General features: G+C 63.0%; 19 protein-coding genes. 2 read left to right on the forward strand and 17 right to left on the reverse strand.

Annotated elements, in window-relative coordinates; genetic code table 11:
• Window positions 1–22: 22 nt before the first annotated feature.
• The 8 genes from ASE71_RS10315 to ASE71_RS10350 form a co-directional block, all read right to left on the reverse strand.
• Window positions 23–847 carry a creatininase family protein gene (locus ASE71_RS10315; RefSeq protein WP_034801818.1) on the reverse strand — a complete coding sequence of 275 codons (825 nt, stop codon included), beginning with the start codon at window positions 845–847 and terminating at the stop codon, window positions 23–25.
• Window positions 848–1,236: 389 nt separating this feature from the next.
• Window positions 1,237–2,229 carry an oligopeptide/dipeptide ABC transporter ATP-binding protein gene (locus ASE71_RS10320; protein WP_034801820.1) on the reverse strand — a complete coding sequence of 331 codons (993 nt, stop codon included), beginning with the start codon at window positions 2,227–2,229 and terminating at the stop codon, window positions 1,237–1,239.
• On the reverse strand, window positions 2,226–3,248 hold the full coding sequence (locus ASE71_RS10325; protein ID WP_244497362.1) for an ABC transporter ATP-binding protein: 1,023 nt from the start codon (window positions 3,246–3,248) through the stop codon (window positions 2,226–2,228). Before ASE71_RS10325 ends, ASE71_RS10320 begins: the two co-directional genes overlap by 4 nt.
• On the reverse strand, window positions 3,248–4,156 hold the full coding sequence (gene ddpC / locus ASE71_RS10330) for a D,D-dipeptide ABC transporter permease (protein ID WP_060520890.1): 909 nt from the start codon (window positions 4,154–4,156) through the stop codon (window positions 3,248–3,250). The genes ASE71_RS10325 and ddpC overlap by 1 nt, the downstream gene beginning before the upstream one ends.
• Window positions 4,157–4,158: 2 nt before the next feature.
• Window positions 4,159–5,172 (reverse strand): ABC transporter permease, encoded by a 1,014-nt coding sequence (locus ASE71_RS10335; protein WP_034801824.1) that lies wholly within the window; start codon window positions 5,170–5,172, stop codon window positions 4,159–4,161.
• 132 nt (window positions 5,173–5,304) lie between these two features.
• Entirely contained in the window at window positions 5,305–6,846 is a 1,542-nt protein-coding gene (locus ASE71_RS10340) for an ABC transporter substrate-binding protein (RefSeq protein ID WP_034801826.1), read from the reverse strand.
• Between the two features lie 123 nt (window positions 6,847–6,969).
• On the reverse strand, window positions 6,970–7,602 hold the full coding sequence (locus ASE71_RS10345) for a helix-turn-helix domain-containing protein (protein ID WP_034801861.1): 633 nt from the start codon (window positions 7,600–7,602) through the stop codon (window positions 6,970–6,972).
• A gap of 176 nt (window positions 7,603–7,778) precedes the next feature.
• Window positions 7,779–9,236 (reverse strand): M81 family metallopeptidase, encoded by a 1,458-nt coding sequence (locus tag ASE71_RS10350; RefSeq protein WP_060520889.1) that lies wholly within the window; start codon window positions 9,234–9,236, stop codon window positions 7,779–7,781.
• 111 nt (window positions 9,237–9,347) lie between these two features.
• On the opposite strand from ASE71_RS10350, the gene ASE71_RS10355 reads away from it, so the two are divergent.
• Window positions 9,348–10,172: a M55 family metallopeptidase gene (locus tag ASE71_RS10355; RefSeq protein ID WP_060520888.1), complete on the forward strand. Its 825-nt coding sequence runs from the start codon at window positions 9,348–9,350 to the stop codon at window positions 10,170–10,172.
• A 24-nt stretch (window positions 10,173–10,196) separates the two neighbouring features.
• Window positions 10,197–11,435: an NAD(P)/FAD-dependent oxidoreductase gene (locus ASE71_RS10360; protein WP_060520887.1), complete on the forward strand. Its 1,239-nt coding sequence runs from the start codon at window positions 10,197–10,199 to the stop codon at window positions 11,433–11,435.
• Window positions 11,436–11,453: 18 nt separating this feature from the next.
• Here ASE71_RS10360 and ASE71_RS10365 read toward each other — a convergent pair whose 3' ends face one another.
• From ASE71_RS10365 to ASE71_RS10405, 9 genes are all read right to left on the reverse strand, one after another.
• A complete protein-coding gene (locus tag ASE71_RS10365; protein WP_060520886.1) occupies window positions 11,454–12,800 on the reverse strand; it encodes an MATE family efflux transporter in 1,347 nt (448 codons plus the stop codon).
• Window positions 12,801–13,379 (reverse strand): peroxidase-related enzyme, encoded by a 579-nt coding sequence (locus ASE71_RS10370; RefSeq protein WP_043614924.1) that lies wholly within the window; start codon window positions 13,377–13,379, stop codon window positions 12,801–12,803.
• Between the two features lies 1 nt (window position 13,380).
• On the reverse strand, window positions 13,381–13,881 hold the full coding sequence (locus ASE71_RS10375; protein WP_060520885.1) for a CMD domain-containing protein: 501 nt from the start codon (window positions 13,879–13,881) through the stop codon (window positions 13,381–13,383).
• A gap of 31 nt (window positions 13,882–13,912) precedes the next feature.
• Complete coding sequence (locus tag ASE71_RS10380) at window positions 13,913–15,382, reverse strand: NAD(P)-binding domain-containing protein (RefSeq protein WP_060520884.1); 1,470 nt, start codon at window positions 15,380–15,382, stop codon at window positions 13,913–13,915.
• 13 nt (window positions 15,383–15,395) lie between these two features.
• Entirely contained in the window at window positions 15,396–16,466 is a 1,071-nt protein-coding gene (locus ASE71_RS10385) for an ABC transporter ATP-binding protein (RefSeq protein ID WP_034801840.1), read from the reverse strand.
• Between the two features lie 5 nt (window positions 16,467–16,471).
• Window positions 16,472–17,263 carry an ABC transporter permease gene (locus ASE71_RS10390; RefSeq protein WP_034801842.1) on the reverse strand — a complete coding sequence of 264 codons (792 nt, stop codon included), beginning with the start codon at window positions 17,261–17,263 and terminating at the stop codon, window positions 16,472–16,474.
• A 10-nt stretch (window positions 17,264–17,273) separates the two neighbouring features.
• The gene (locus tag ASE71_RS10395) at window positions 17,274–18,254 is read right to left on the reverse strand and encodes an ABC transporter permease (protein ID WP_051659597.1); all 981 of its coding nucleotides are present in this window, start codon (window positions 18,252–18,254) and stop codon (window positions 17,274–17,276) included.
• Window positions 18,255–18,332: 78 nt separating this feature from the next.
• Window positions 18,333–19,433, reverse strand: a complete 1,101-nt coding sequence (locus ASE71_RS10400) for an extracellular solute-binding protein (RefSeq protein WP_051659598.1) — start codon at window positions 19,431–19,433, stop codon at window positions 18,333–18,335.
• 63 nt (window positions 19,434–19,496) lie between these two features.
• Window positions 19,497–20,492, reverse strand: coding sequence for a LysR family transcriptional regulator (locus ASE71_RS10405; RefSeq protein WP_060520883.1), 996 nt, complete (start codon window positions 20,490–20,492; stop codon window positions 19,497–19,499).
• Window positions 20,493–20,684 lie beyond the last annotated feature (192 nt).

Consider the following 20,684-nt stretch of genomic DNA (forward strand, 5'->3'; position numbering starts at 1 on the left):
CCGGCCGATGGCGCCGGAAGGATCATTCGGCCCTGCCGGCCGTGGTGCCGAGCCCGCGGCCGGGGGTCCAGACCGGATCCGGCGTGGTCCAGAGCACGTCGTTGCGGATCAGCTTCACCAGTTCGCTCGCCTGAAGATCGAGGAAACGCTCGCCCTTTGCAGCCGTTGCGCTGCGCGGATCGCCCCAGGTACCGGTAACCGGCGCGCGCTCGGAGAAGGAATAGAAGCGCGACACGTCCGCCGGCACGTCGACAGGGTGCTGCTGGTTACCGAAAGCCTGACCGAACATCTCGGTCTTTACCGCGTCCGGCACGATCGCCAGCATGACAGAGGCCTCACCTTCGCAGGCATGGTGGGCGCCGGTGTCGACTTCGAAGATCTTTGATGCCTCCTCCGTCGCCAGCATCCACGGCGTCGTCGCGACGATCGGCATGGCGAACTCGACCGCCAGTTCGCGCACGGCGACCGCCAGCGGATCCATGTTGCCGCCGTGACCATTGACAATGAACAGGCGCTGGAAGCCGAGCGTCTTCAGCGAGCGGACGATGCAGCGGAGGACGCGGCTCAGCGTATCGTAATCGAGCGTGATCGTGCCGCCGAAGGGCAGGTGATGTTCGCTCATGCCAGTCCACAAGCCCGGAAGGACGGCGACCGGAATGTCGTCGGCCACCAGCCGGGCCGCGCGGATCGCGGCTGCCGATGCGCTCGCGGTGTCGGTGATGACGGGCAGGTGCGGGCCGTGCTGCTCCAGCGAGCCGATCGGCAGGATTGCAAGCGCCCCCGGTTTGCCGGCAATTTCGCGCAGGCTCGGCGCGGTCATGCGCGCCCATTCAACTTCCTTGGTCATGTCAGGCCTCTTTCATGTCATCAAAGCAAATTCTGTTCGCCGCCTCGCCGGCGACAGGCGCCGTCTGGCGTCCGCGGGCATCGACCCGCAGGGTCACCGCGCGCCCATCCGATTACCGCAGGCTGACGAAAGGCGTCGAGCAGCGTTGGGTCAGTCAATCTCATCTCCGGCAAGCGGCGGGGTCGCGAAAAGGCGGTCCCGATTGGCAAGCGCCGCCCGATGGCGGCGGCTACAAATTTGCACAGTCGGAAATATCAATCAAATTATTTTTCCTATAAGAAAATTATATTTCTCAAACTATCGAAATTGCGCATCAAATGGCACAGGCCGCACCGCGCCGTTCCGGCGGCTGGGCCGGCGGGCGCGGATCTGGCGCGTCGTCTGCGCTTTCACGTCTGCGCCAGGTGACACCTGACATGGCGGGCGCTCTCGCTCAGGCGCCGCAGCACCTGGCCCGCCTCGCAGCCGCCGCCAATCCGGTCGCACCTCTGCTTGTAGAAGCAGCCGTCCGGCAGATGGCGGTTGTTGGGAAGCTCGCCCGCACGCACCTGGGCAATATCCGGCAGCGGGCTCTCGAAGCTCGGCGCAGCCGCCAGAAGCGTCTGCGTGTAGGGATGGCGGGGATTGCGCAACACTTCGTCGGCCGGGCCGGATTCGACGATCTGGCCGAGATACATCACCGCGACGTCGTCGCAGAAATGGCGCACCAGCGCGACGTCGTGCGAAATCAGGAGATAGGTGAGCCCGCGCTCCCGCTGCAGCTTCAAGAGCAGATTGATGATCTGCGCCTGCACCGAGACGTCGAGCGCCGATGTCGGCTCGTCCAGCACCAGCAACTCCGGGTCCGTGCTGATCGCGCGGGCAATGGCGATGCGCTGGCGCTGGCCGCCTGAAAACTCGTGCGGCAGGCGATCGAGGTGTTCCGGACGGAGCCCGACGGCGATGGCCAGTTCCTCGGCCTTCTCATGCAGTTCGGCCCTGCTGTGCCCACCGCGAATGTGCAGCGGCTCGCTGATCAGCCGCCAGACCGGCAGGCGCCGGTCGAGCGAGGATTGCGGATCCTGAAAGACGATCTGCATCTTCTGCCGCAAGGCGCGCTTTTGCTTGCCCTGAGCCTTCTGAAAATCCTCGCCGTCGATCGCCAACCTGCCCTGTTCAAAAGGCGCAAGCCCGATGATCGCCTGGGCGAGCGTGCTCTTGCCGCAGCCTGACTCGCCGACGATGCCGAGGCTCTTGCCGGCGCCGACCTCAAGGGTCACGCCATTGACCGCATGCACATAAGACGTGGGCCGCCCCAACCAGTTGCGGGAGGCCGGGAAGCGGACATGGAGGTCGGAAACCTCGAGCACCGGCCGCGCTATCGTACCAACGCCTTCGGTCATTGCCGGCCTCCCTGCTCTACGAGTTCGGTCGCCACACCGCGACGCCAGCAGGCGACCTGCTGGCCGCTGGCCCCCACCAGTTGCGGAGACCGGGTTCGACATTGTTCGACTGCTTCCTTGCATCGCGGCTGGAAGTAGCAACCCGCCGGTGGGTGCAGAAGGTTCGGCACAGCGCCAGGGATCGCTTCGAGTTCCTGCTTCGGCGCGACCCGCTCCGGCAGGCAGCGCAACAGCGCCTGGGTATAGGGATGCTGCGGCGTTTCAAGGACCGTCCGCGTCGCGCCGTGCTCGACGATCCGCCCGGCATACATCACGTAGAGCCGATCGCAGAGCTGCGAGACGACGGCGACATTGTGCGAGATGAAGATGACTGACGTGCCTGTCCGGCGCGCCCGGTTCTGGATCAACCGCAGGATCACCGCCTGCACGGTAACATCGAGTGCAGTCGTCGGCTCGTCGGCGATGATCAGGCCGGGGTTGCAGGAAAACGCCATGGCGATCAGCACCCGCTGCCGCATGCCGCCGGAGAGTTCGAACGGATAGAGGTTCATGACCCGCTCCGGCTCGCCGATCAGCATGTCGGCAAGAATGTCCCGCGCCACGCGCCTTGCCTCGGCGAGATCTATTTCCTCGTGGCGCATGATGACGTCGGTCAGCTGCCTGCCGATACGGATCGTCGGGTTCAGCGCGTTCATCGGTTCCTGGAAGATGGTCGAGACCACCTTGCCGCGCAGGTCCTGCAACTGATTGTCGTCCATGGAAAGCGTGCTGTGGCCAAAGAGCCTGACGGTGCCACCGGTGATGCGGTAGCGTCCCTTGGGCAGGAGCCCCGTTGCCGCCATCGTCGTCACCGACTTGCCGCAGCCGGACTCGCCGACGATACCGACGATCTCGGCCTTGCCGACGCTGATCGTGACATCGTCAAGCGCCTTGACGGCGCCGCTGAAGGTTGGAAACTCCAGGGACAGATTGTTGATGGCCAGCGCCTGGCCGCGTGGTTCTGCCGTTCCCATCGTCATCATCTGCCCCTCAAGCGCGGGTCGAGCATGTCGCGTATGCCGTCGCCGACGAGATTGCACCCCATGGCCGTGATCAGGATCGCCAGGCCCGGGAAGGTCGCGTACCACCATTGGTCGAGCATGTAGCTGCGGCCGCTGCTGACGAGCGCGCCCCATTCGGCGGTCGGCGGCTGCGCGCCGAGGCCGATGAAGCTGAGGGCGGCTGCAATCAGCACGACGCCGCCGAGATCGAGGGTCGCCTGGACGATGATCGGCGACATGGCGTTTGGCAGGATATGCCAGCGCAGGATGTAGAACGGCGAGGCGCCAAAGGTGCGCGACGCCTTGACGAAGACCTGCTCGCGCAGCGACAGCGTCTGGCCGCGGGCGAGGCGCACATAGGCGGGGATGCGTACGATCGCGACCGCCAGCATCGAATTGAACAGGCTTGGGCCAAGAGCCGCGGCCAGCGCCATGGCGAGCACCAGCGCCGGCAGGGCGAGCACGACATCCATCAGCCGCATGATGGCGGTATCGACCCGACCGCCGACGACGCCCGAGAAGCAGCCGATCAGCACCCCGACCGACATCGAGATCAGGACGATCATGAAGGCGGCGCCGCAGGAGGCCCTTGCCCCAAAGATCACGCGCGAGAACAGGTCGCGGCCGACCTCGTCGGTGCCGAACCAGTGCGCCGCACTCGGTGGCAACAGGCGCGCCGTCAGCGACACCTTGTCCGGATTGTAGGGCGCGATCACGGGTGCGGCGACGATCATCACGAGGACAAGCAGGATGATCGCGACGCCGACCAGCGTCAGCGGGCTGCGGCGGCTGAGGTACCAGAAATAGCGCAGCCGCTCGGAAAAGGACTTGGTCCTGCGCATTGCTGCATTCGACGCGGCAGGCTCTGTCGGCATGACGGCGGACATGATCAGACCTCCCTGATCTGCGGGTCGGCGAGCATGTAGGCGAGATCGACCAGGAGGTTGATCAGCACGTAGCCGATGGATGCGACGATGGTGAAACCCATGATGGCGGGGAAATCGAGGGTCTGGATCGAGGTCACAACATAGGTGCCCATGCCCGGCCAGGCGAAGATCGTCTCCGTCAGCACCGCGCCATAGAGCAGATCGCCGAGCGCCAGCCCGAGCAGCGTGATCGACGGGATGAGCGCGTTTCTGAGCGCATAGTTGAAGATGATCATGCCCTTGCGCAGGCCACTGGCGCGTGCTGTCCGGATGTAATCTTCCTGCAGCACGTCGAGCATCGAGGCGCGGATCTGGCGCGTGATCACGCCCATATTGGCAAAGGCGAGCACGAAGCCCGGCAGGATGATGTGGTAAAGGGCGCTGCGGAATGCGTCGAAACGGCCCTGCAGCAGCGAGTCGATCAGCAGGAAGCCTGTGATGCGCTCGGGTGTCGCAATACCCATGGCCAGGCGCCCGCTGCCGGGCAGGATCTGGAATTTCGCATAGAAGACGTAGATCAGGATCAGGCCGAACCAGAAGACTGGCATCGAGATGCCGCAGACCGAGACCGTGCGTGCCACCTGATCAATTGGACCATCCTTGTAGACGGCCGAGAGCACACCGAGCGGCACGCCGAGACAGATCGCGATGAAAAGCGCGACCACGCCGAGCTCCAGCGTCGCCGGCAGGAAGGTGCGGATATCGGCCGCGACGGGGCGATTGGTCCTGAGCGACGTGCCGAGATCGCCCTGAAGCAGATTGCCGATATAGATGGTGAATTGTTCGACGACCGGCCGGTCGAGACCGAGATTGCGCCTGACATTTTCAAGCGTCTCGGCGCTTGCCCTGTCGCCCGCGATCATGCGCGCCGGATCACCGGGAATGAGATGCGAGATCGTGAAGGTGATGACCGCGACCCCCAGCACGACGAAAAGCAAGAGGATCAGACGCGGAAGAATGATGCGGGTGATTGCCATGGACGTCAGCCCTTCCGGCAGGGGAACCCCGGCCTAGCTTGGGAAACGAAGAACCCCTGCCGCCACGGCCAGGGGCCGGCGGCAGGCGTTCCGTGGAATGCGGTCGGTCAAGCGAAGCTTGACCGTTCCTCCTCACTCCGTCTTCGACATCGTTCCGAAGTTGTAGACCTGGATCAGCATCGGATTGTAGACATAGCCCTTCACCGCGGCGCGGCGGGCGAAGATGTCGTTCTTCTCCATGATGTAGAGGTACGGCGCGTCGTCAGTCGAAAGCTTCTGCGCCTCGATGTAGAGAGCCTTGCGCTTTGCTTCGTCGACGATCGAAGCTGCCTCTTGGACGAGACCCGTCACCTTGCTGTTGTTGTAGAAGGAACGGTTGCCCGGACCGCCCATCTTACCGGCGTCGAACCAGTAGTTCATGAACATGTAGGGGTCGGCGAAATCAGGCGTCCAGGCGCCGGGCGCCATGTCGAACTTGCCGTTGGCGACCAACTCGCGCTTCGTCGTGTCGGCGACCGCCTGCAGATCGAGCTTGACGCCGATTTCTGCGAGAGAGGCTTGCAGCGCCAGACCGACCGGTTCCCAGGCAGGATCGGCCTGAGAGAAGGTATAGGTCAAATGGATGTCGCCCTTGCCGGATTCGGCAAGCAACGCCTTGGCCTTCTCGATGTCGTAGCTGTACTGGAAACCCTGCGGATCATGGCCCCACATGCCGCTCGGCACGGCGCCGCGCATCTGCTTGGCCTGACCGAGCATGATGCCGTCGATGATGCCCTGGTAGTCGACCGCATAGGAGATCGCCTGACGCACCTTGGCGTCGTCGAGCGGCGGCTGGCGATTGTTCATGTAGATGTAGTTCACATACATGCTCGGATTGCTCTCGACGACGACGGAGGCATCCTTCTGCAGCGCTTCGGCCTGATCGAGCGGGATCTGTTCGATGATGTCGGCATCGCCGTTGGTCAGTTGAAGGCGACGCGCCGACACGTCGCCGACGATGCGGAGCACGACCTGTTTCAGCGCCGGCTTGGCGCCTGCATAATGTTCGTTGCTGTCGAGCACGATGCTCTGGTTGCGCTCCCAGGAAGCGATGCGATAGGGACCGCTGCCGGCCGTATGCTCGGCGAGCCAGGCCTTCGCCATGTCGCCGTCCTTCTCATGCTCCATCACCTTTGGATTGATGATCGCAGCGCCGGAGACGGCAAGCGTGGAAATGAACGGCGCAAACGGCGCGGTCAGGTGAAACTTTACGGTCTGCGGGTCGACGACCTCGACCTCTTTCAAGACCGGGAACGCGTCGGACGGGCCGGCCTTCAGCTTCATCAGCCGGTCGAAGCTGAATTTGACGGCGGCGGCATCGACCGGCGAGCCGTCGTCGAATTTGTGGCCGGCCGCAATCTTGAAGGTCCAGACGAGGCCGGCATCGTCGGCAGTCCAGCTTTCGGCGAGTTCCGGCCCGACTTCCGTCGAGGCGCCCTTGTAGGCGACGAGCCTTTCATAGGCGGCGTAAGTGAGCGTGTAGCCGCTGTTGCTGATCTCAATGCCTGGATCGGCTGTCGGCGGATCTTCCGCGCGCGCCAGCACCAGCACGTCCTGCGCAGCAATCGCGCCGGAAAGCGGCGTCGATGCCAGAAGCAATGCAATGCCGATCGATTTCCACTTGGAACCGTTCATCTCGTCGTCCTCCCCAGAACTGCGGCGTGCGATGCCCTCCCGGCACCCACCGCGGTCCTAGACTAGGAAACGATTTTCCTAAGTGCAATATTTTTTCTTATCGTATTTGTTTTTTAGTTTCGATCAGCTTTTGAGCTTGATCGTCTGCGCATTTGCCAGCGTGGAGACCAATTCGGTTTCCGGGGTCGAGCAAACGCATAAGATCTGCGCCGGCTCCTCGCTGACGCTCAAATAGGCGTGTCCCATCATGGCGTCGAAGTAGCAGGAATCACCCTTCTTCAGCCGAAGGGGCGCGTAGATCTCGGTGTGAAGTTCCAATTCGCCGTCGAGGACGTAGAAAAACTCCTCGCCCTTGTGGCGGATGAGCGGCCCGAATTCCTCGAGCGTGCGCGCCCGTGCCATCGCTAGAATTGGGACCATCGATTTCTTGGAAATCTCCGTGCAAACATAGAGATAGTCGTAGTTCTGCGTGACGATCTCCCGACCGTCTCCGGATTTGGTATAGGTGCGCCGCCCCATCATGTTGGGGACGTCTTCCGCGCCCGTCATGGTCCCGAAAAGCTCGACGATGTCGACCTTCAGGCCCTGGGCAAGCTGGATCAAGCGGTCGTAGGTGAGCTGCATCTGGTTGTTCTCGACCTTGGAAAGGGTCGAGACCGCAAGCCCGGTCATGGAGCTGACTTCGGCCAAGGTCCAGCGGTTGCGATTGCGAATATCCTTGAGGATCTCGCCAAGGCTGGATTTCGCGTCGGTCATCGTTGGCGTCTCCATTTGCCTGCCGCCATCGAAGTGCTCGCCGGTTCTCGCCCGCCCGCAACACAGAATCCGATTGGCATGATAGGAAAACCATTTCCTATAATACGTGGCCGAAAGCAACATCGTGTTGACGGCAATCCCTGCCCCACAACCACTTGCAGCGTTTCGAAGCCCGCCTACTCCGCAAACGGGTTGGCGACCCTTGGCCAATAGGGGCGCTTCAGCTTGGTGAAAGCCAGATCCTCGAATGTCGGCTGCAAAGCGCCTGGCGCACTCACGTAATGAATGTCACGCGCGATCGGTTCGAAGCCGGCACGGAAGTGGTTGCTGGATTTCACCACGACGATCTTCTTTTGCGCGGGGTCGAGGCCAAGCGCTGTCATGCATTCCGGATGGAAGGTCTGCGTGCGCACTGTGTTGATCACGATGTCGATGCTGCCGGAAGACACCCACACGGCATCGCCGATGGCAAGCGGCGTCGGCCCGAAGCGCTGGGTGATGCCTGAAGCCACGCGCCTGACCGTCACCGTCAGGTCGAGCGGGTCGCCGGATGCTGGCCCCACCTTGCCGCCGATCCTCAGTGCCAAAGTGGCCCCTTCCCCCGCCTCGCGGCACATGCGAACCGCAATCGGATCCCAATAGAGGCAGGAGGCCACGTCTTCGATGCCGCGCTCGATGATTCGACGCAGGATGAAGGTCGAGTCTCCAGGCGCGCCTCCGCCGGCATTGTCCGAAACATCGGCAAGCACGATCGGACCGCTTGTCGCGGCAACGGCCCGGTCCAGCGCCGCGTCGATCCCGAGATAGTCTCCCCGCATCTGTTCACGCGCCTCGAATATCTCGCGAGCGAAGGACCGGGCGACACGCGCGGCTTTTTCCGGATCGTTGTCGGTCACAACAAGCATCTTGGCACCGACATCCTCGACATCGCCCCAGGGGAAGCCGTGACCGAAGGAGACCGAGAGCACACCGTCCTGCCCTTCCATCGCCTTCATGCGGTCAACGATGCCACGCAAGGGCGCGCGATGCGGGTGGAAGGTGTTGATCATGCGGCAATCATGCATGCCCATGGCCGGCTTCACTTCGCCCGCAAGTGTGCGCTCCATCAGCCGGAACAGTTGTTCCGCAACCTCTTCGATGTCGGTGTGCGGATATTCCTTGTAGGTGGCGATCATGGTCGCATTGGCCAGCATGCGTTCGGTGATATGGCAGTGCAGGTCGAGTTCGGCCGCAACCGGCACATCCGGCCCCACCACCTGCCGGACATGCGCAAGCAGATCGCCTTCGACATCGTCGTAGCCGTCGGCCACACAGGCACCGTGCAGCGCGAGCATCACGGCGTCAACGGGCATCGCGGCCTTGAGATCGTCGAGAATGGTGGCGCGGAAACTCTCATAGACCACTCGCGTGGTCCTGCCGCCGGGCTCGGCCACGGCGCACAAGCTCTCCACCACATCCCAGCCTTTCTCTTGCGCGGCATTGCGCCAGACGAACATTTGCGAAGAGCAGCAGTTGAGCGGCTTGCCGGTGGCATCGCCATAGGCGATCAAGTTCTCGCGGAAGGCCTCGATGCCGGTCTGCATGGGCGAAAAGGTGTTGGTCTCCGTATCCAGCCCCGCGATGAAAAGTTTCATTTTCGTCCCTCGCCATTCAAGAAAGATATTTTCTAATCATAAAACTATGTTTATCGTCGGAAAGTCAAATGCATTATCCGCGCCCTTGCGCGGCTGACCGGGGAGGCAGGAATGCGCATCTATATTTCCGCTGACATCGAAGGGATCGTCGGGGTCGTGAGCCGCGACCAGCTGATGCCCGAAGGTTTCGAGTACGAGAACGCGCGGCGCTGGATGACGGACACCGTGGTTCACGCCTGCGAGGCTGCGCACGAGGAAGGCGTCGAGGAGGTCATCCTCAGCGATTCCCATGGAAATGGCGAGAGCATCCTGATCGACCGCCTGCCGGACTATGTGCAGGTCGTGCGCAGCTGGCCGCGGCCGCTGATGATGATGCAGGGCGTCGAACTCGGTTCCTTCGTCGGCGCGATGCTTCTCGGCTACCATGCCGGCGCAAGCCACAAGGGCGGCGTGCTGTCGCACACGATCGGCGGCACCGCCTTTGCCGAAGTGCGCATCAACGGCACCGTCATGCCGGAGGCCGGGATCAACGCCGCCATTGCCGGACATTTTGGCGTACCGGTGCTGCTTGCTTCCGGCGACAACGTCGCCCTGGAGGAGATCAGGGAGCGTATCGGCGATATCGTGACGGTGCCGGTCAAGCAAGTCTACAGCACGCAATCGGCGATCACATTGACGCCCGCCGTCGCCCATCGCCGCATCCGCGAGGGCGTCAAGAAGGCATTGTCGAGGGCCGGTTCGGCAAAGCCGTTCAAGTTGGAGAACCCCGTCCTTGAGATCGTCTTCCGCAACCGCCTTCCGGCCGAATATCTTTCCTATCTCAAGGGCGTCGAACGCACCGACGGGTACACGATCCGCTACCAGGGCGACGACATGGTCGACGTCTCGCGTTTCATCCAATTCGTGGTCGGCTACAATTCCCGCCTCACCTTCTGACGAGCATTTCCGCGGAACCAATCCATGACCACCTCTATCGTCCTCGGCGCCGGCATGGTCGGCGTCTCCACAGCGCTCGCTTTGCAGGAAACCGGGCACCAGGTGATGCTTATCGACCGCAAGGCACCGGGCCGGGAAACCAGCTACGGCAATGCCGGCATCATCCAAACCGAGGCCGTCGAACCCTATGCTTTTCCTCGCTCGCTTGCCGAGATCGTCAGGGTCGGATTGAAGCGCGGCAACGATACGGACTGGCGGCTCGGCGACATGCCGCGGCTGGCCGGACCGCTCTGGCGCTATTTCACGCAATCGGCGCCGGCGACTTATGCGAGAACCGTCGCGGCCTACTCGAAGCTGGCGCTGCGGGCGAGCGACGATCATGCGCGCTTCATCGAACCCGCCAATGCCGGCGACCTGATCGTTCGCGAGGGCTGGCGCGCGGTCTACCGTTCGCCAGGAAAGCTCGATGCGGCTGTCGCGACCGCCGAGCGTCTGAAACGGGAATACGGCGTGCCGTCGGACGTGCTTACCTCCGACGAGCTTGCGGCAAGCGAGCCTGCGCTCAAAAGCCGACTGGCGGGCGCAGTCCATTGGACCTCACCCTGGACCTGCCGTGATCCGGGCGACCTGGTCTCGCGCTACGCCGCGCTCTTCGTCGCCCGCGGCGGCAAGGTCGCCCAGGGCGATGGCATGTCCCTGCAGCAGACCGGCGCGGGCTGGCGGGTCCTGTCGGAGGGTGGCAATCTCACGGCTGAAAACGCGGTCGTCGCCCTGGGGCCGTGGTCGCCGATGCTTTTGGCGCGGTTTGGCTATCGTGTCCCCATGGTGTTCAAGCGCGGCTACCACTGGCACTTTGGCGGCAAGGAAGGCCCACGCATTTCGATGCTGGACATCGACAGCTCCGCCTTGATCGCCCCGATGAACGCGGGGTGGCGGGTTTTGACCGGCGCGCACCTGGCGCCGCTCGGCACCGCCCCGGCATCCCGACAGATACGACACGCTGTCAGCGCCGCACGAACGCTCTTTGCACTCCGCGACCCCATCGAAGCAGCGCCATGGTCGGGTACCCGTCCCTGCATGCCCGACATGCTTCCCGTCGTCGGGCCCAGTCGTCACAAGGGCCTGTGGTTCCATTTCGGCCATGGGCACCAGGGCTTCACCCTGGGGCCGACGACAGCACTTCTCCTGGCCGAGCAGGTTGCCGGGGATCGCAACAATCCGCTGGCCCTGCCCCTGTTGCCGTCGACCCGAGACTGGGCATAGGCGAACGTCAGGGCCCGGTCATTGGCGCACGGTCGAAAATGTGCGGTCGGCCAGCCGCGGCAGCATGAGCCGGAAGGCGACGCTGCGGGCGCTTTGGAACAGGATCAGCGCGATCCACAGTCCGTCATTGCCGAAGACCGGCTGCAGGATCGCCCAGGCGGTAAAGTAGATCACCAGCGAGGCGACCATCAGATTTCGCATCTGCCGCGACCAGGTGGCGCCGATATAGACGCCATCCATCTGGAAGGCGACGATACCGAAGATCGGAAGGGCGGCGACATAGGGCAGGTACGCGTGTGCAAGTGCTGACACGCTTTCCGACGGGGCGGTGATGCCGATCACCCAGTCGCCGGCCACAAAGAGACAGAGCGCGACAAGGCCAGCAAAGACGAAGCCCCATATTGTGGTCAATCCGACGGCGCGATCGAAGGCTGGCCGGTAGCGTGCGCCGACGGCTCGTCCGGCCAGTTGCTCGGCTGCCGTTGCCACCCCGTCGAGAAAGGCGACGCCGAAGAAATAGAAGCGCAGCAGGATCGTATTGGCCGCAAGGACTTCGATGCCGAGCATGCCGCTTTGGCGGGTGAAGAAGGAAAGCCCGATCAGAAGCGCGAAGGAGCGGATCATCATGTCGCCATTGACCGAAAAGGCGCGGCGGAAGGCCGTCAAATCCGGAAGGTTCCACGCGGTCCGGTCGGTCTTTGCCCAGATGAGGTAGAGCCCCGCCAGTGCCGTGACGGCTTCGGCAACGAGAGAGGCGGCAGCAACGCCCGCCACACCCCAGCCGAGACCGAGGACCCAGTGCACGCTCAAGCCGGCGTTCAGCGCATTGAGCAGAGTTTGCAGGATCATGCCCCAGAGCGCATCGCCACGCCCGATGATCCAGCCGAAAACCACGAAATTGAAGAGGACGAAGGGCGCCGACCAGACCCGCCAGGCGAAATAGGTGGCGGCCGCTTCGGCGACCTTGCCTTCCGCGCCCATGGCGGCAAGGCCAAGCGCGCCGATCGGCTTTTGAAGCAAAAGCAGTGCCAGCCCCGCCACGATCGCGATGATGAGGCCGCTTGCGAGCATGCGCTGCTCTTCACGCCGGTCACCGGCGCCGAGCGCCTGGGCCGTAAAACCCGTGGTCGCGCCGCGCAGGAAGTTGAAGGTGACGAAGATGACGTCGAAGATGACGGTCGAAAGCGCCACGCCGCCGATCAGGGTCTCGTCGCGCAACTGGCCGATGACGCCGGTTGCGACGAGCCCGACAAGCGGGCTCGACAGATAGGCGATCATCATCGGCAACGCGATGCGAAGCACGTCGCGATGCGCGATGTCGAAGGGACGGACCGTGACCGCAGCGTGATCGGAAGCGTGTTTCACTCAATCCAGCCGGTGTGGTTCGCCGAGCGTATGCATCAGCCGATTGGCCCAGCCGAAGATTGCAACCGCGTGGATAAGGTCGAGGATCTGCAGGTCGTCGAGGCCGATCTCGCGCAGATGGTAGAACTGGTAGGCGCCGACATTGTCGGGATGCGCCGTCAGGTCGACGCCGAAATTGAACAGCGCCTGCTCGAATTCCGGCAGGTTCGCGTCAAGGCCGCTGCCATAGATCTCGTCCACCACCTCCGGCCGCTTTTCGAGCTGGATGTAGCGCGCCGCATGAACCGAGGCGCAATAGATGCAGCGGTTGACGAAGGATGCGGCAAGCGCGCCGATCTCCCGGCCACCGCGCGACAGCCCGCCCTCGCTATACATGATGTCGTTGAAGAGCGGCGTGCGCTCCTTCAAGGTTTCCGGCTCGTTGGCGAGAACCAGCACATAGTCCGAAATCTTCTTGTTGGACGGCGTGATCTTCAGCGCGTCGAGCTGTTCGGGTGTGGCGGTCTCGACATCGACCGGCTTGACATAGGGCTTCCAGTCGAGCGCTTCGACGGTGAATTCGTGCACGGCTTGCGACATCTCAGTTGTCCCTCAGCATCTTGAGGCCGGCCGTAACCAGCACCTGATAGTTCACGAAGGCGATGAGGCCGGCGAGCGTGACGATGTCCCGGTCGTCGAGACCTGCGGCGGCGAGCTTTTCGATGTTGGTGCGCGTCGCCTCCTTCGGCGAAAGCGTGACGAGATCGACATGGGCGAGGATCGCCTGAAGGCGGGGGTCTTCGATGCCGTTGCCAGGATCGGCAATCGACGCCAACGCGGAGCCCTCGTCCTCGCGTTCGAGCAGCGCCCGGAAATGCGCGGAGAGCTCCTGCGACTTCCAGAGTGCCGCCATGCGCGCAGCAAGGGCTGCTCGGAGCGCATAGGAGAAGTTGCGCGGATCGGCAGGGCGAAGGGCGGCCTGATAGCTCGTCTGGCTCAACTGCTTCAGCTTCGCCCGCTGTTCGCGCAGCGCCTGCAGGTCGGGAAAGCGATCGAGCCCGAGCACGGTGTCAATTACGTCAGTTGTCGATGGAGAGGTCATTGGTTTTCCTGTCATCTGAAACGCGGGAGGTTCAGGCCGTCTTCTGCGCCGGCGTCGGCGCGTCGGCATCCACCCATTCGGTCCCGTCGAGCTCCGGCTTTTCGTAGGCGATTAGCGCTTCCCAATGGTAGTCGACGTCCCGAATGAAGAGCGAGGCCGCGACCCCGCGCGCCAACCAGAGCGCACCCTCGCTGATGGCCGGAATGTCGCCGCTGACCTTGCCGACGCTGACGGAGGCGCCGTAGTTGAAGCAATGGATGTCCTTCAGCCAGGGGGCTGTTCCCGGCTCCTTCTCGGTGAAGGAGAAGTCTCCGCTCAGCCAGGGGAAGCGCCCGAGCCCGGGGTTCTCTTCGCCCGGTGGCGGCGCGTATCGGTCATCCCAGCAGGCGATCTGGTCCTGATAGGGGGCAAGCTCGCTGCGGCTCAGCGGATCGATCGAGAACCCAGTGCCGAGGATGACGAAGTCGGTGCGGAAGATGCGGCCGTTCGTCGTGGTGATAACGACCTCGCTGCCCTCTTCCCTCATCGACCGGATGCCGCAGTCGAAATGGAAGTAGGCGTTCGGGTGCCGGCTGACGCGCAGCGTCGAATTGTGTGGTGCCGGCGTCTGCTGCTTGGCCGCATAGTCCATCAGCCGCCAACGCCATTCCGGCGAGATCTCGGCAAAGCCTGCGGTCACACCATAAGAGCCGATGCCCATCAGCTTGTTGACCGTCGGCATTTCCTTGCGGCGGGCGAGAAGCCGCACCTCCCCTGCCCCTTGCTCCAACGCCTCGGCGGCATTGTCGACCGCCGAAGCACCGACACCGATGACGACGACGCGCTTGCCCTTCAGGCGATCGAAGTCGATCTCGTCGGCCGAGTGCGCCCAGGACTTGTGCCGCTCCATGCCCTTGACGAAATCCGGAATGGTCGGCTCGCCGAGCCCATCGCGGCCCGTCGCCATCACCAGCTTGCGGGTGATGATCGACGGTTTTGCACCGCCGGCGATTTCAAGTTCCAGCAGTCCATCGGGGCGCGGCACGACGCGGGTGACATGCGTGTCGTTTTCGACCGGAATGTCCATGACATCGCGATACCAGCGCAGGTAATCCATCCACATAGGCCGCGGGATGCGAAAGAGCTCCTCCCATTCCGCTTCACCATGAAGCGCTGTGAACCAGGCGCGGAAGCTGAGTGACGCAACGCCCAGTGCCGGGCCGAGAAGGATCTTCGGCGAGCGCAGCGTCTCCATGCGTGCATAGGTGACCCAAGGGCCCTCGAAACCCTTCGGAGCGCGGTCGACGATGCGCAGATTGGCAATGCCGGCACGCGTCAAGGCATGCCAGGCAACGAGCCCGCACATGCCGCCGCCGATCACGACCACATCGCTGACGTCATCGCCCGCCGCAGTCGTCACCGGCTTCGACCAGTTGGCCGGCGGATAGTTGAGGTAGCTCAGGTCCTGCCTTACCCGCGCATTGAGCGCGGCAAGCCGTTGCTGCTTTTGACTGTCGGTCATCCCCGATCTCCCTTCACTTCGCCAAAAGGACGGCATCGCGGTCGCGCCACCCCACCCAGACGTCGTCCCCTTCGATATGCGAAAGCGCCACCGGATCGATCTGCGCCTCGAGCGTGCTACCGTTGTCGAGCTTGACGGTCAGCGACGTGTGAGCCCCCTTGAAGACGCGCTGATCGATGCGCCCTTTGAGCGACGGCCGGTCTTCCGGCTTGCGCGACAGGCAGAAAACCGCCTCCGGTCGCAGCGCCACGGTGGCATGGTCTCCCGGTATCGGCGAGGTGCCGTTCACATCCGCATGCACGATGTTGCCGCGCCACTCGACGGCAGCGATCTCGCCGGAGACCGAAGCAACCGTGCCTTCGAGGAAATTGCTCTGGCCGATGAAGTTCGCAACGAAGCGGCTGCGTGGCCGGGCGTAGAGCTCGTCCGGTCCTCCCATCTGCTCGATCCTGCCCTTGTTCATCACGACGATGACGTCGGACATGGTGAGCGCTTCCTCCTGGTCGTGGGTGACGAAGATGAAGGTCTTGCCGGTCTTCTTTTGGATCGACTTCAGCTCGATCTGCATCTGCTGGCGCAGCTTCGCGTCGAGCGCCGACAGCGGCTCGTCGAGCAGAAGCACGTTCGGATCCGGAGCCAGCGCCCGCATCAGCGCCACGCGCTGGCGCTGTCCGCCGGAAAGCTGTGCCGGCATGCGTTCGGCGTGATCCTGAAGGGAGACGAGGGCGAGGAGATCGCTGACCCGTCTGTGGATCGCGGCGCTCTCCATGCCCTTCAATTCCAGGCCGAAGGCGATGTTGCGGCCGACCGTCAAATGCGGAAAGAGCGCGTAGTCCTGGAAGACGATGTTGACGTTGCGCTTGTTCGGCGGCAGGTGCGAGATCGGCTTGCCCTCGAGGTAGATTTCCCCCGACGTCGGGCTGTCGAAGCCACCGAGCATGCGCAGCGTCGTCGACTTGCCGCAGCCGGATGGGCCAAGCAGCGTGACGAACTGGCCGGGCGCGATCGCAAGATCGAGATCATCGACGGCGGTCAGCGCCCCATAGGACTTGTTGACGTTCTTGAAATGGACGACAGGCTGCATTTGCGTCAGCTCCTCGATCGGCGGGTGAAATGCTCGGCATAAAGGCCGATGGCGGTGGTGACGACGAGCACGATGGTCGCCATGGCGTTGATTTCCGGCGACATACCACCTTGCACCTTGGCGAAGATCAGCATGGGCAGGGTCGGCTGGTAGCCGCCGAGGAAGAAGGTGCGGACGAAGTCGTCGATGCTGGTCAACACGCAGAAGATCATGCCGCCGAAGAGCGCCGGCATCAGATAGGGGATGGTGACGCGCAGGAAGGCGATGAAGGGATCGGCGCCGAGATCGCGCGCCGCATCCACCAGATTGGCCGGCATCGACCGCAGCCGGGTCAGAACCATGATGACGACGAAGGGCACGGCATGAACCGTATGCGCAAGGATGATCGCGAAGGTTCCGGTCGGAATGTCGACGGCGCGGATGAAGATGCGCATCGAGATCGCGTTGATCAGCCCCGGCACCACGGCCGGAAGACAGGCGAGCGCGAAGATCACTGCTTTGCCCCAGATGTTTTCCGCCGAAACGAGAAGTGCGATCCAGACGCCGATGATCGTCGCCGAAACGGTGGTCGCGAGCGCAATGCCGATCGAATAGAGCGAGGCTTCGAGGAACTGCTTGTCCTGGATCACCTTGCCGTACCAGGACAGCGTCCAGTTGCCGATCGGGAAGGCGATGAAGTTCGCATCCTTGAAGCTCATCGCGGTCATCAGCGCCAGCGGCAGCACCAGATAGACGGCAAAGATCCAATAGGAAGCGCCAAGCGCGGTTTTCGGGAGGTCGTTGAAATAGTTTCGCATGGGTCCACCCTCACATCAGCCGGACGGAACGACCGCCGACGACCCGCATGAAGAGCCCGACGGTCGTCAAGGACACGACAAGCATGATCATCGAGAAGGCGGCGCCCTCCGGCCATTTGTCGTTTGAGCCGTGAAACAGCGTCGCGATAACTTCAGGGAAAATCACTGAATTCGGGCCGCCAAGCAGCAGCGGTGCTGCGAAGACACCGACGGCGGTCAGATAGACGAGGCTGCACCCAGAGACGATGCCGTCCTTGGAGAGTGGCAGGATGACCCGGCGGAACCGCTGAAAGGGTCCGGCGCCGAGATCGGCTGCCGCTTGGATCAGCGGCGTCGGGATCTTCTCGATCGCCGAATAGAGCGGCAGGAGCATGTAGAGCGCCAGCAGATAGATGACGCCGAAGCTCAGCGAAAAGAAGGTGTAGAGCATCGGGATCGGCCGGTCGATGAAGCCGAATTCCCGCAAGAGCACGTTCAGCGCCCCGCGGTTGGCGAGCAGCATGATGACCGAGAAGGTGCGGATCAGCTCACCGGCCCAGAAGGGGATGAGCAGCAGCAACAGGGCCCGCATCCGGTTCTTCGGCTGCACAATCTTTGCGACGTAGTAGGCCACGGGATAGACGATCACCAGTGTCGAGATCGTGACCACGGCGGCAAAGATCAGGCTGCGGACAAAGGGCAGGAAATAGAGCCGATCGGAGAAGAACAGCGCGTAGTTGGCCAGCGTGTATTCGCTGCTCTTGTCCGGCTGCGGCGGATAGTTGGCAAGAAGGCTGATATTGGCCATTTGCAGGATCGGCCCGATATGCAACATGGCGATCCAGAAAAGCGGCACGCCTGCCAGCACGGCGAGACGCACGCGCCGGCTTTCGACGAGCAGGCCGATCGTATGGCGATAAAGCCCCGAACGTGCCGCCTTGCCGATCCATCCGGCATAGCGCGGCACCGTCGACAAACCGACGGATGGCGGTTGTGTTGTCGTATCCAGCATTGTCTTTGTTCCCGGCTCTGGAAGAGTCCATTTTATGACGGGCGACCGGCCTCAGCCGATCGCCCGGATTTTGATAGGTCAGGCCGACTTGATCTCGGCCGTTGCCTTGTCGATCATCTCGTTCTTCATGTCGCGGTTGACGGAGCTGAAGAACTGGATGCGTTCGACCTGCTCGGGCGGCAGCGACAGCGCGGCACGCTCCTTCTCGTCCAGCACCTTGTCGACGCCGTCGAAGGCCGACGAGAAGCCGGACTGGCGGGTCATCGCAGCACCAATCTCCGGCGACGACAGGATGGCGTCGAGGAAGGTATAGGCAGCGTCCGCATTCGGCGCGTTGTTGACGATGTTGAAGGAGTAGAGGAAGCCGAAGGTCCCTTCCTTCGGCACCGAGATCTCGATCGGATGGCCGTCCATGATGAGCTTGGCGGCCGGACCGGACCAGGCCTGCGCCAGGTAGATGTCCTCGTTGACCAACATCTGCTGCAGCTCGGAGCCGGCATCGTAGTACTTGCGCACCTTGTCCTTGTGCTGGATGAGGAAATCGCGGGCCTGGTTCGTTGCGGCCTGTGCGACTTCGGGCTTGTCGCCATAGGTGACGTAGTCGCCGTCGTTGCCCTGGTAGCGCATGACGATCGAGAGGAAGTCGCTGACGATATAGGACGTCAGGTTCTTGTTCTCGTCATCGAACATGATCGCCCAGCTGTCGGAAGCCTTGGCGTATTCGGTGTTGCGCACCAGGCCCTCGAAGCCGGCAAGCAGCGGCACGCCGAAGGTCTTGCCGTCGACGGTCAGTTGCGGCGCGCCCTTGTAGGCGGCTGCAAGCTTGCCCCAGTTCTTCAGCCGCGTGGTGTCGAGCGACGAGAGCAGGTTCGATTTCATGAACTGCGACAGGCGATGGCCGGTCACGGTGACAATGTCGGTGGAAGGTGCAGCCCCTTCGGCGGTCAAAAGGTTGTACTGCTTTCCCTGGTCGTCGGTCAGCCGGATTCGCACCTCGATGCCGGTATCCTTCTGGAACTGATCGATGAAGGACTGCGGTACGAACTTGTCATAGGTCGTGATGTTGACGACCTTGCTCTGTGCGAAGGCCGGGCGGATGATCGAAGGCGCTGCGAGCACACCGGCGCCGGCCGCCAACAGCTTCATTGCCGATCGGCGGGTGACATCAAAATTGTTCATCTCGTTCTCCTCATTTTGGCAGGCTCAATTCTCGTGTGGGCGTTCAGAGCTTTTTGCTCCCCTTTATTTCGCCGCCGGGTTGTCCGGCAGCGCACCATTGCCGGCGTTCCTGCCGGCAAAGCTCCTTTCGGCGATACGCGCCATCTGCTTGGGATCATGCACTGTCAGATCCGGCATCCGCTCCGAAGCGATCCGCGCTATCCGTTGAATGAGTTCCCGAACGCCGGCCGAGAGCGGGCGCGAGCCGGCTGACAGGATCGCCCATAGGAAGGGGATCTCGACATCGAGAGGCCGAATGACGATGGGCGCCGATTGCAGACCGTAGGCCGTCGCCGGCTCGATGATCGCCACGCCAAGGCCGAGCGATGCGACCTGCACGGCGTTATTGGCCGCGTTGGTCGCGATAATGCGATTGGGCCGCACGCCGGCCGCATTGAGCACTTCATCAACGCTATGGCGCAGCCGAAACGGATTGGACATGGTGACCAGCGTGCGCCCGGCCAGATCGGCGATCGAGATCACGTCTTTCGCAGCCAGCGGATCGTGCGGCGCAACCGCGGCGACGCAGCGCCCTTCGAAAAAACCCTGAACATCCAGGCCGGGCTGATCGGCCGGCAGCGACGTCACGCAGAAATCCGCCGTCCGCGCAAACACCGACTGCACGGCGGCCTCGGCCGGCATGCTGCGCAGATTGATCGTGTGGGGCAGCAGATGCTCCGGCAGTTCGGCAAGTGCGATCGGGATGATGCCGCTGGCAAAGGCCGGCGTTGCGGCGATCTCGATCGGCTCGGGTTCCTTGCCGGCGATTGCCTTGGCGCGATTGCGCAGGTGCCCGATGCCGCTGACGAAACGCTCGGCATCCTCATGGAAGGCAATGCCCTTGTCGGTCGGCGCGATCCTCGGGCCATTCCGCTCGAACAGCGCAAAGCCGAGCGACGTCTCCAGGTCCTGGATCAGGCGCGTCACCTGCGACTGCGAGCGGTCGAGCAGGCGGGCGGCACCTGTGATGCTGCCCGTCGACATAACGGCGAGAAAGGCCTCGAGATCGCGTACTTCCATCGGCTATCATGCGCTCCCTGCATGGTGGACGATCAATAGTGCATAAAACGCATTCTTAGTTCTAGTGACAAAAGACAATTTTTCTCGGGTGGGCTCGACCGGGCCGGATCAGGCCCGCTCTTGCGGCCTTACCAGTCCATGACGACCTTTCCGGAATTGCCGGAGCGCATGGCCTGAAAGCCGTCGCGGAAC

Source organism: Ensifer sp. Root954 (assembly GCF_001429005.1).
Taxonomy (GTDB): Bacteria; Pseudomonadota; Alphaproteobacteria; order Rhizobiales; family Rhizobiaceae; genus Ensifer; species Ensifer adhaerens.

Bases quoted from the DNA above. Each gene is read 5' to 3' on its own strand.
- ASE71_RS10315 (WP_034801818.1), bottom strand. From the start codon at position 847: ATGACCAAGGAAGTTGAATGGGCGCGCATGACCGCGCCGAGCCTGCGC.
- ASE71_RS10320 (WP_034801820.1), bottom strand. From the start codon at position 2,229: ATGACCGAAGGCGTTGGTACGATAGCGCGGCCGGTGCTCGAGGTTTCC.
- ASE71_RS10325 (WP_244497362.1), bottom strand. From the start codon at position 3,248: ATGACGATGGGAACGGCAGAACCACGCGGCCAGGCGCTGGCCATCAAC.
- ddpC (WP_060520890.1), bottom strand. From the start codon at position 4,156: ATGTCCGCCGTCATGCCGACAGAGCCTGCCGCGTCGAATGCAGCAATG.
- ASE71_RS10335 (WP_034801824.1), bottom strand. From the start codon at position 5,172: ATGGCAATCACCCGCATCATTCTTCCGCGTCTGATCCTCTTGCTTTTC.
- ASE71_RS10340 (WP_034801826.1), bottom strand. From the start codon at position 6,846: ATGAACGGTTCCAAGTGGAAATCGATCGGCATTGCATTGCTTCTGGCA.
- ASE71_RS10345 (WP_034801861.1), bottom strand. From the start codon at position 7,602: ATGACCGACGCGAAATCCAGCCTTGGCGAGATCCTCAAGGATATTCGC.
- ASE71_RS10350 (WP_060520889.1), bottom strand. From the start codon at position 9,236: ATGAAACTTTTCATCGCGGGGCTGGATACGGAGACCAACACCTTTTCG.
- ASE71_RS10355 (WP_060520888.1), top strand. From the start codon at position 9,348: ATGCGCATCTATATTTCCGCTGACATCGAAGGGATCGTCGGGGTCGTG.
- ASE71_RS10360 (WP_060520887.1), top strand. From the start codon at position 10,197: ATGACCACCTCTATCGTCCTCGGCGCCGGCATGGTCGGCGTCTCCACA.
- ASE71_RS10370 (WP_043614924.1), bottom strand. From the start codon at position 13,379: ATGTCGCAAGCCGTGCACGAATTCACCGTCGAAGCGCTCGACTGGAAG.
- ASE71_RS10375 (WP_060520885.1), bottom strand. From the start codon at position 13,881: ATGACCTCTCCATCGACAACTGACGTAATTGACACCGTGCTCGGGCTC.
- ASE71_RS10380 (WP_060520884.1), bottom strand. From the start codon at position 15,382: ATGACCGACAGTCAAAAGCAGCAACGGCTTGCCGCGCTCAATGCGCGG.
- ASE71_RS10385 (WP_034801840.1), bottom strand. From the start codon at position 16,466: ATGCAGCCTGTCGTCCATTTCAAGAACGTCAACAAGTCCTATGGGGCG.
- ASE71_RS10390 (WP_034801842.1), bottom strand. From the start codon at position 17,263: ATGCGAAACTATTTCAACGACCTCCCGAAAACCGCGCTTGGCGCTTCC.
- ASE71_RS10395 (WP_051659597.1), bottom strand. From the start codon at position 18,254: ATGCTGGATACGACAACACAACCGCCATCCGTCGGTTTGTCGACGGTG.
- ASE71_RS10400 (WP_051659598.1), bottom strand. From the start codon at position 19,433: ATGAACAATTTTGATGTCACCCGCCGATCGGCAATGAAGCTGTTGGCG.
- ASE71_RS10405 (WP_060520883.1), bottom strand. From the start codon at position 20,492: ATGGAAGTACGCGATCTCGAGGCCTTTCTCGCCGTTATGTCGACGGGC.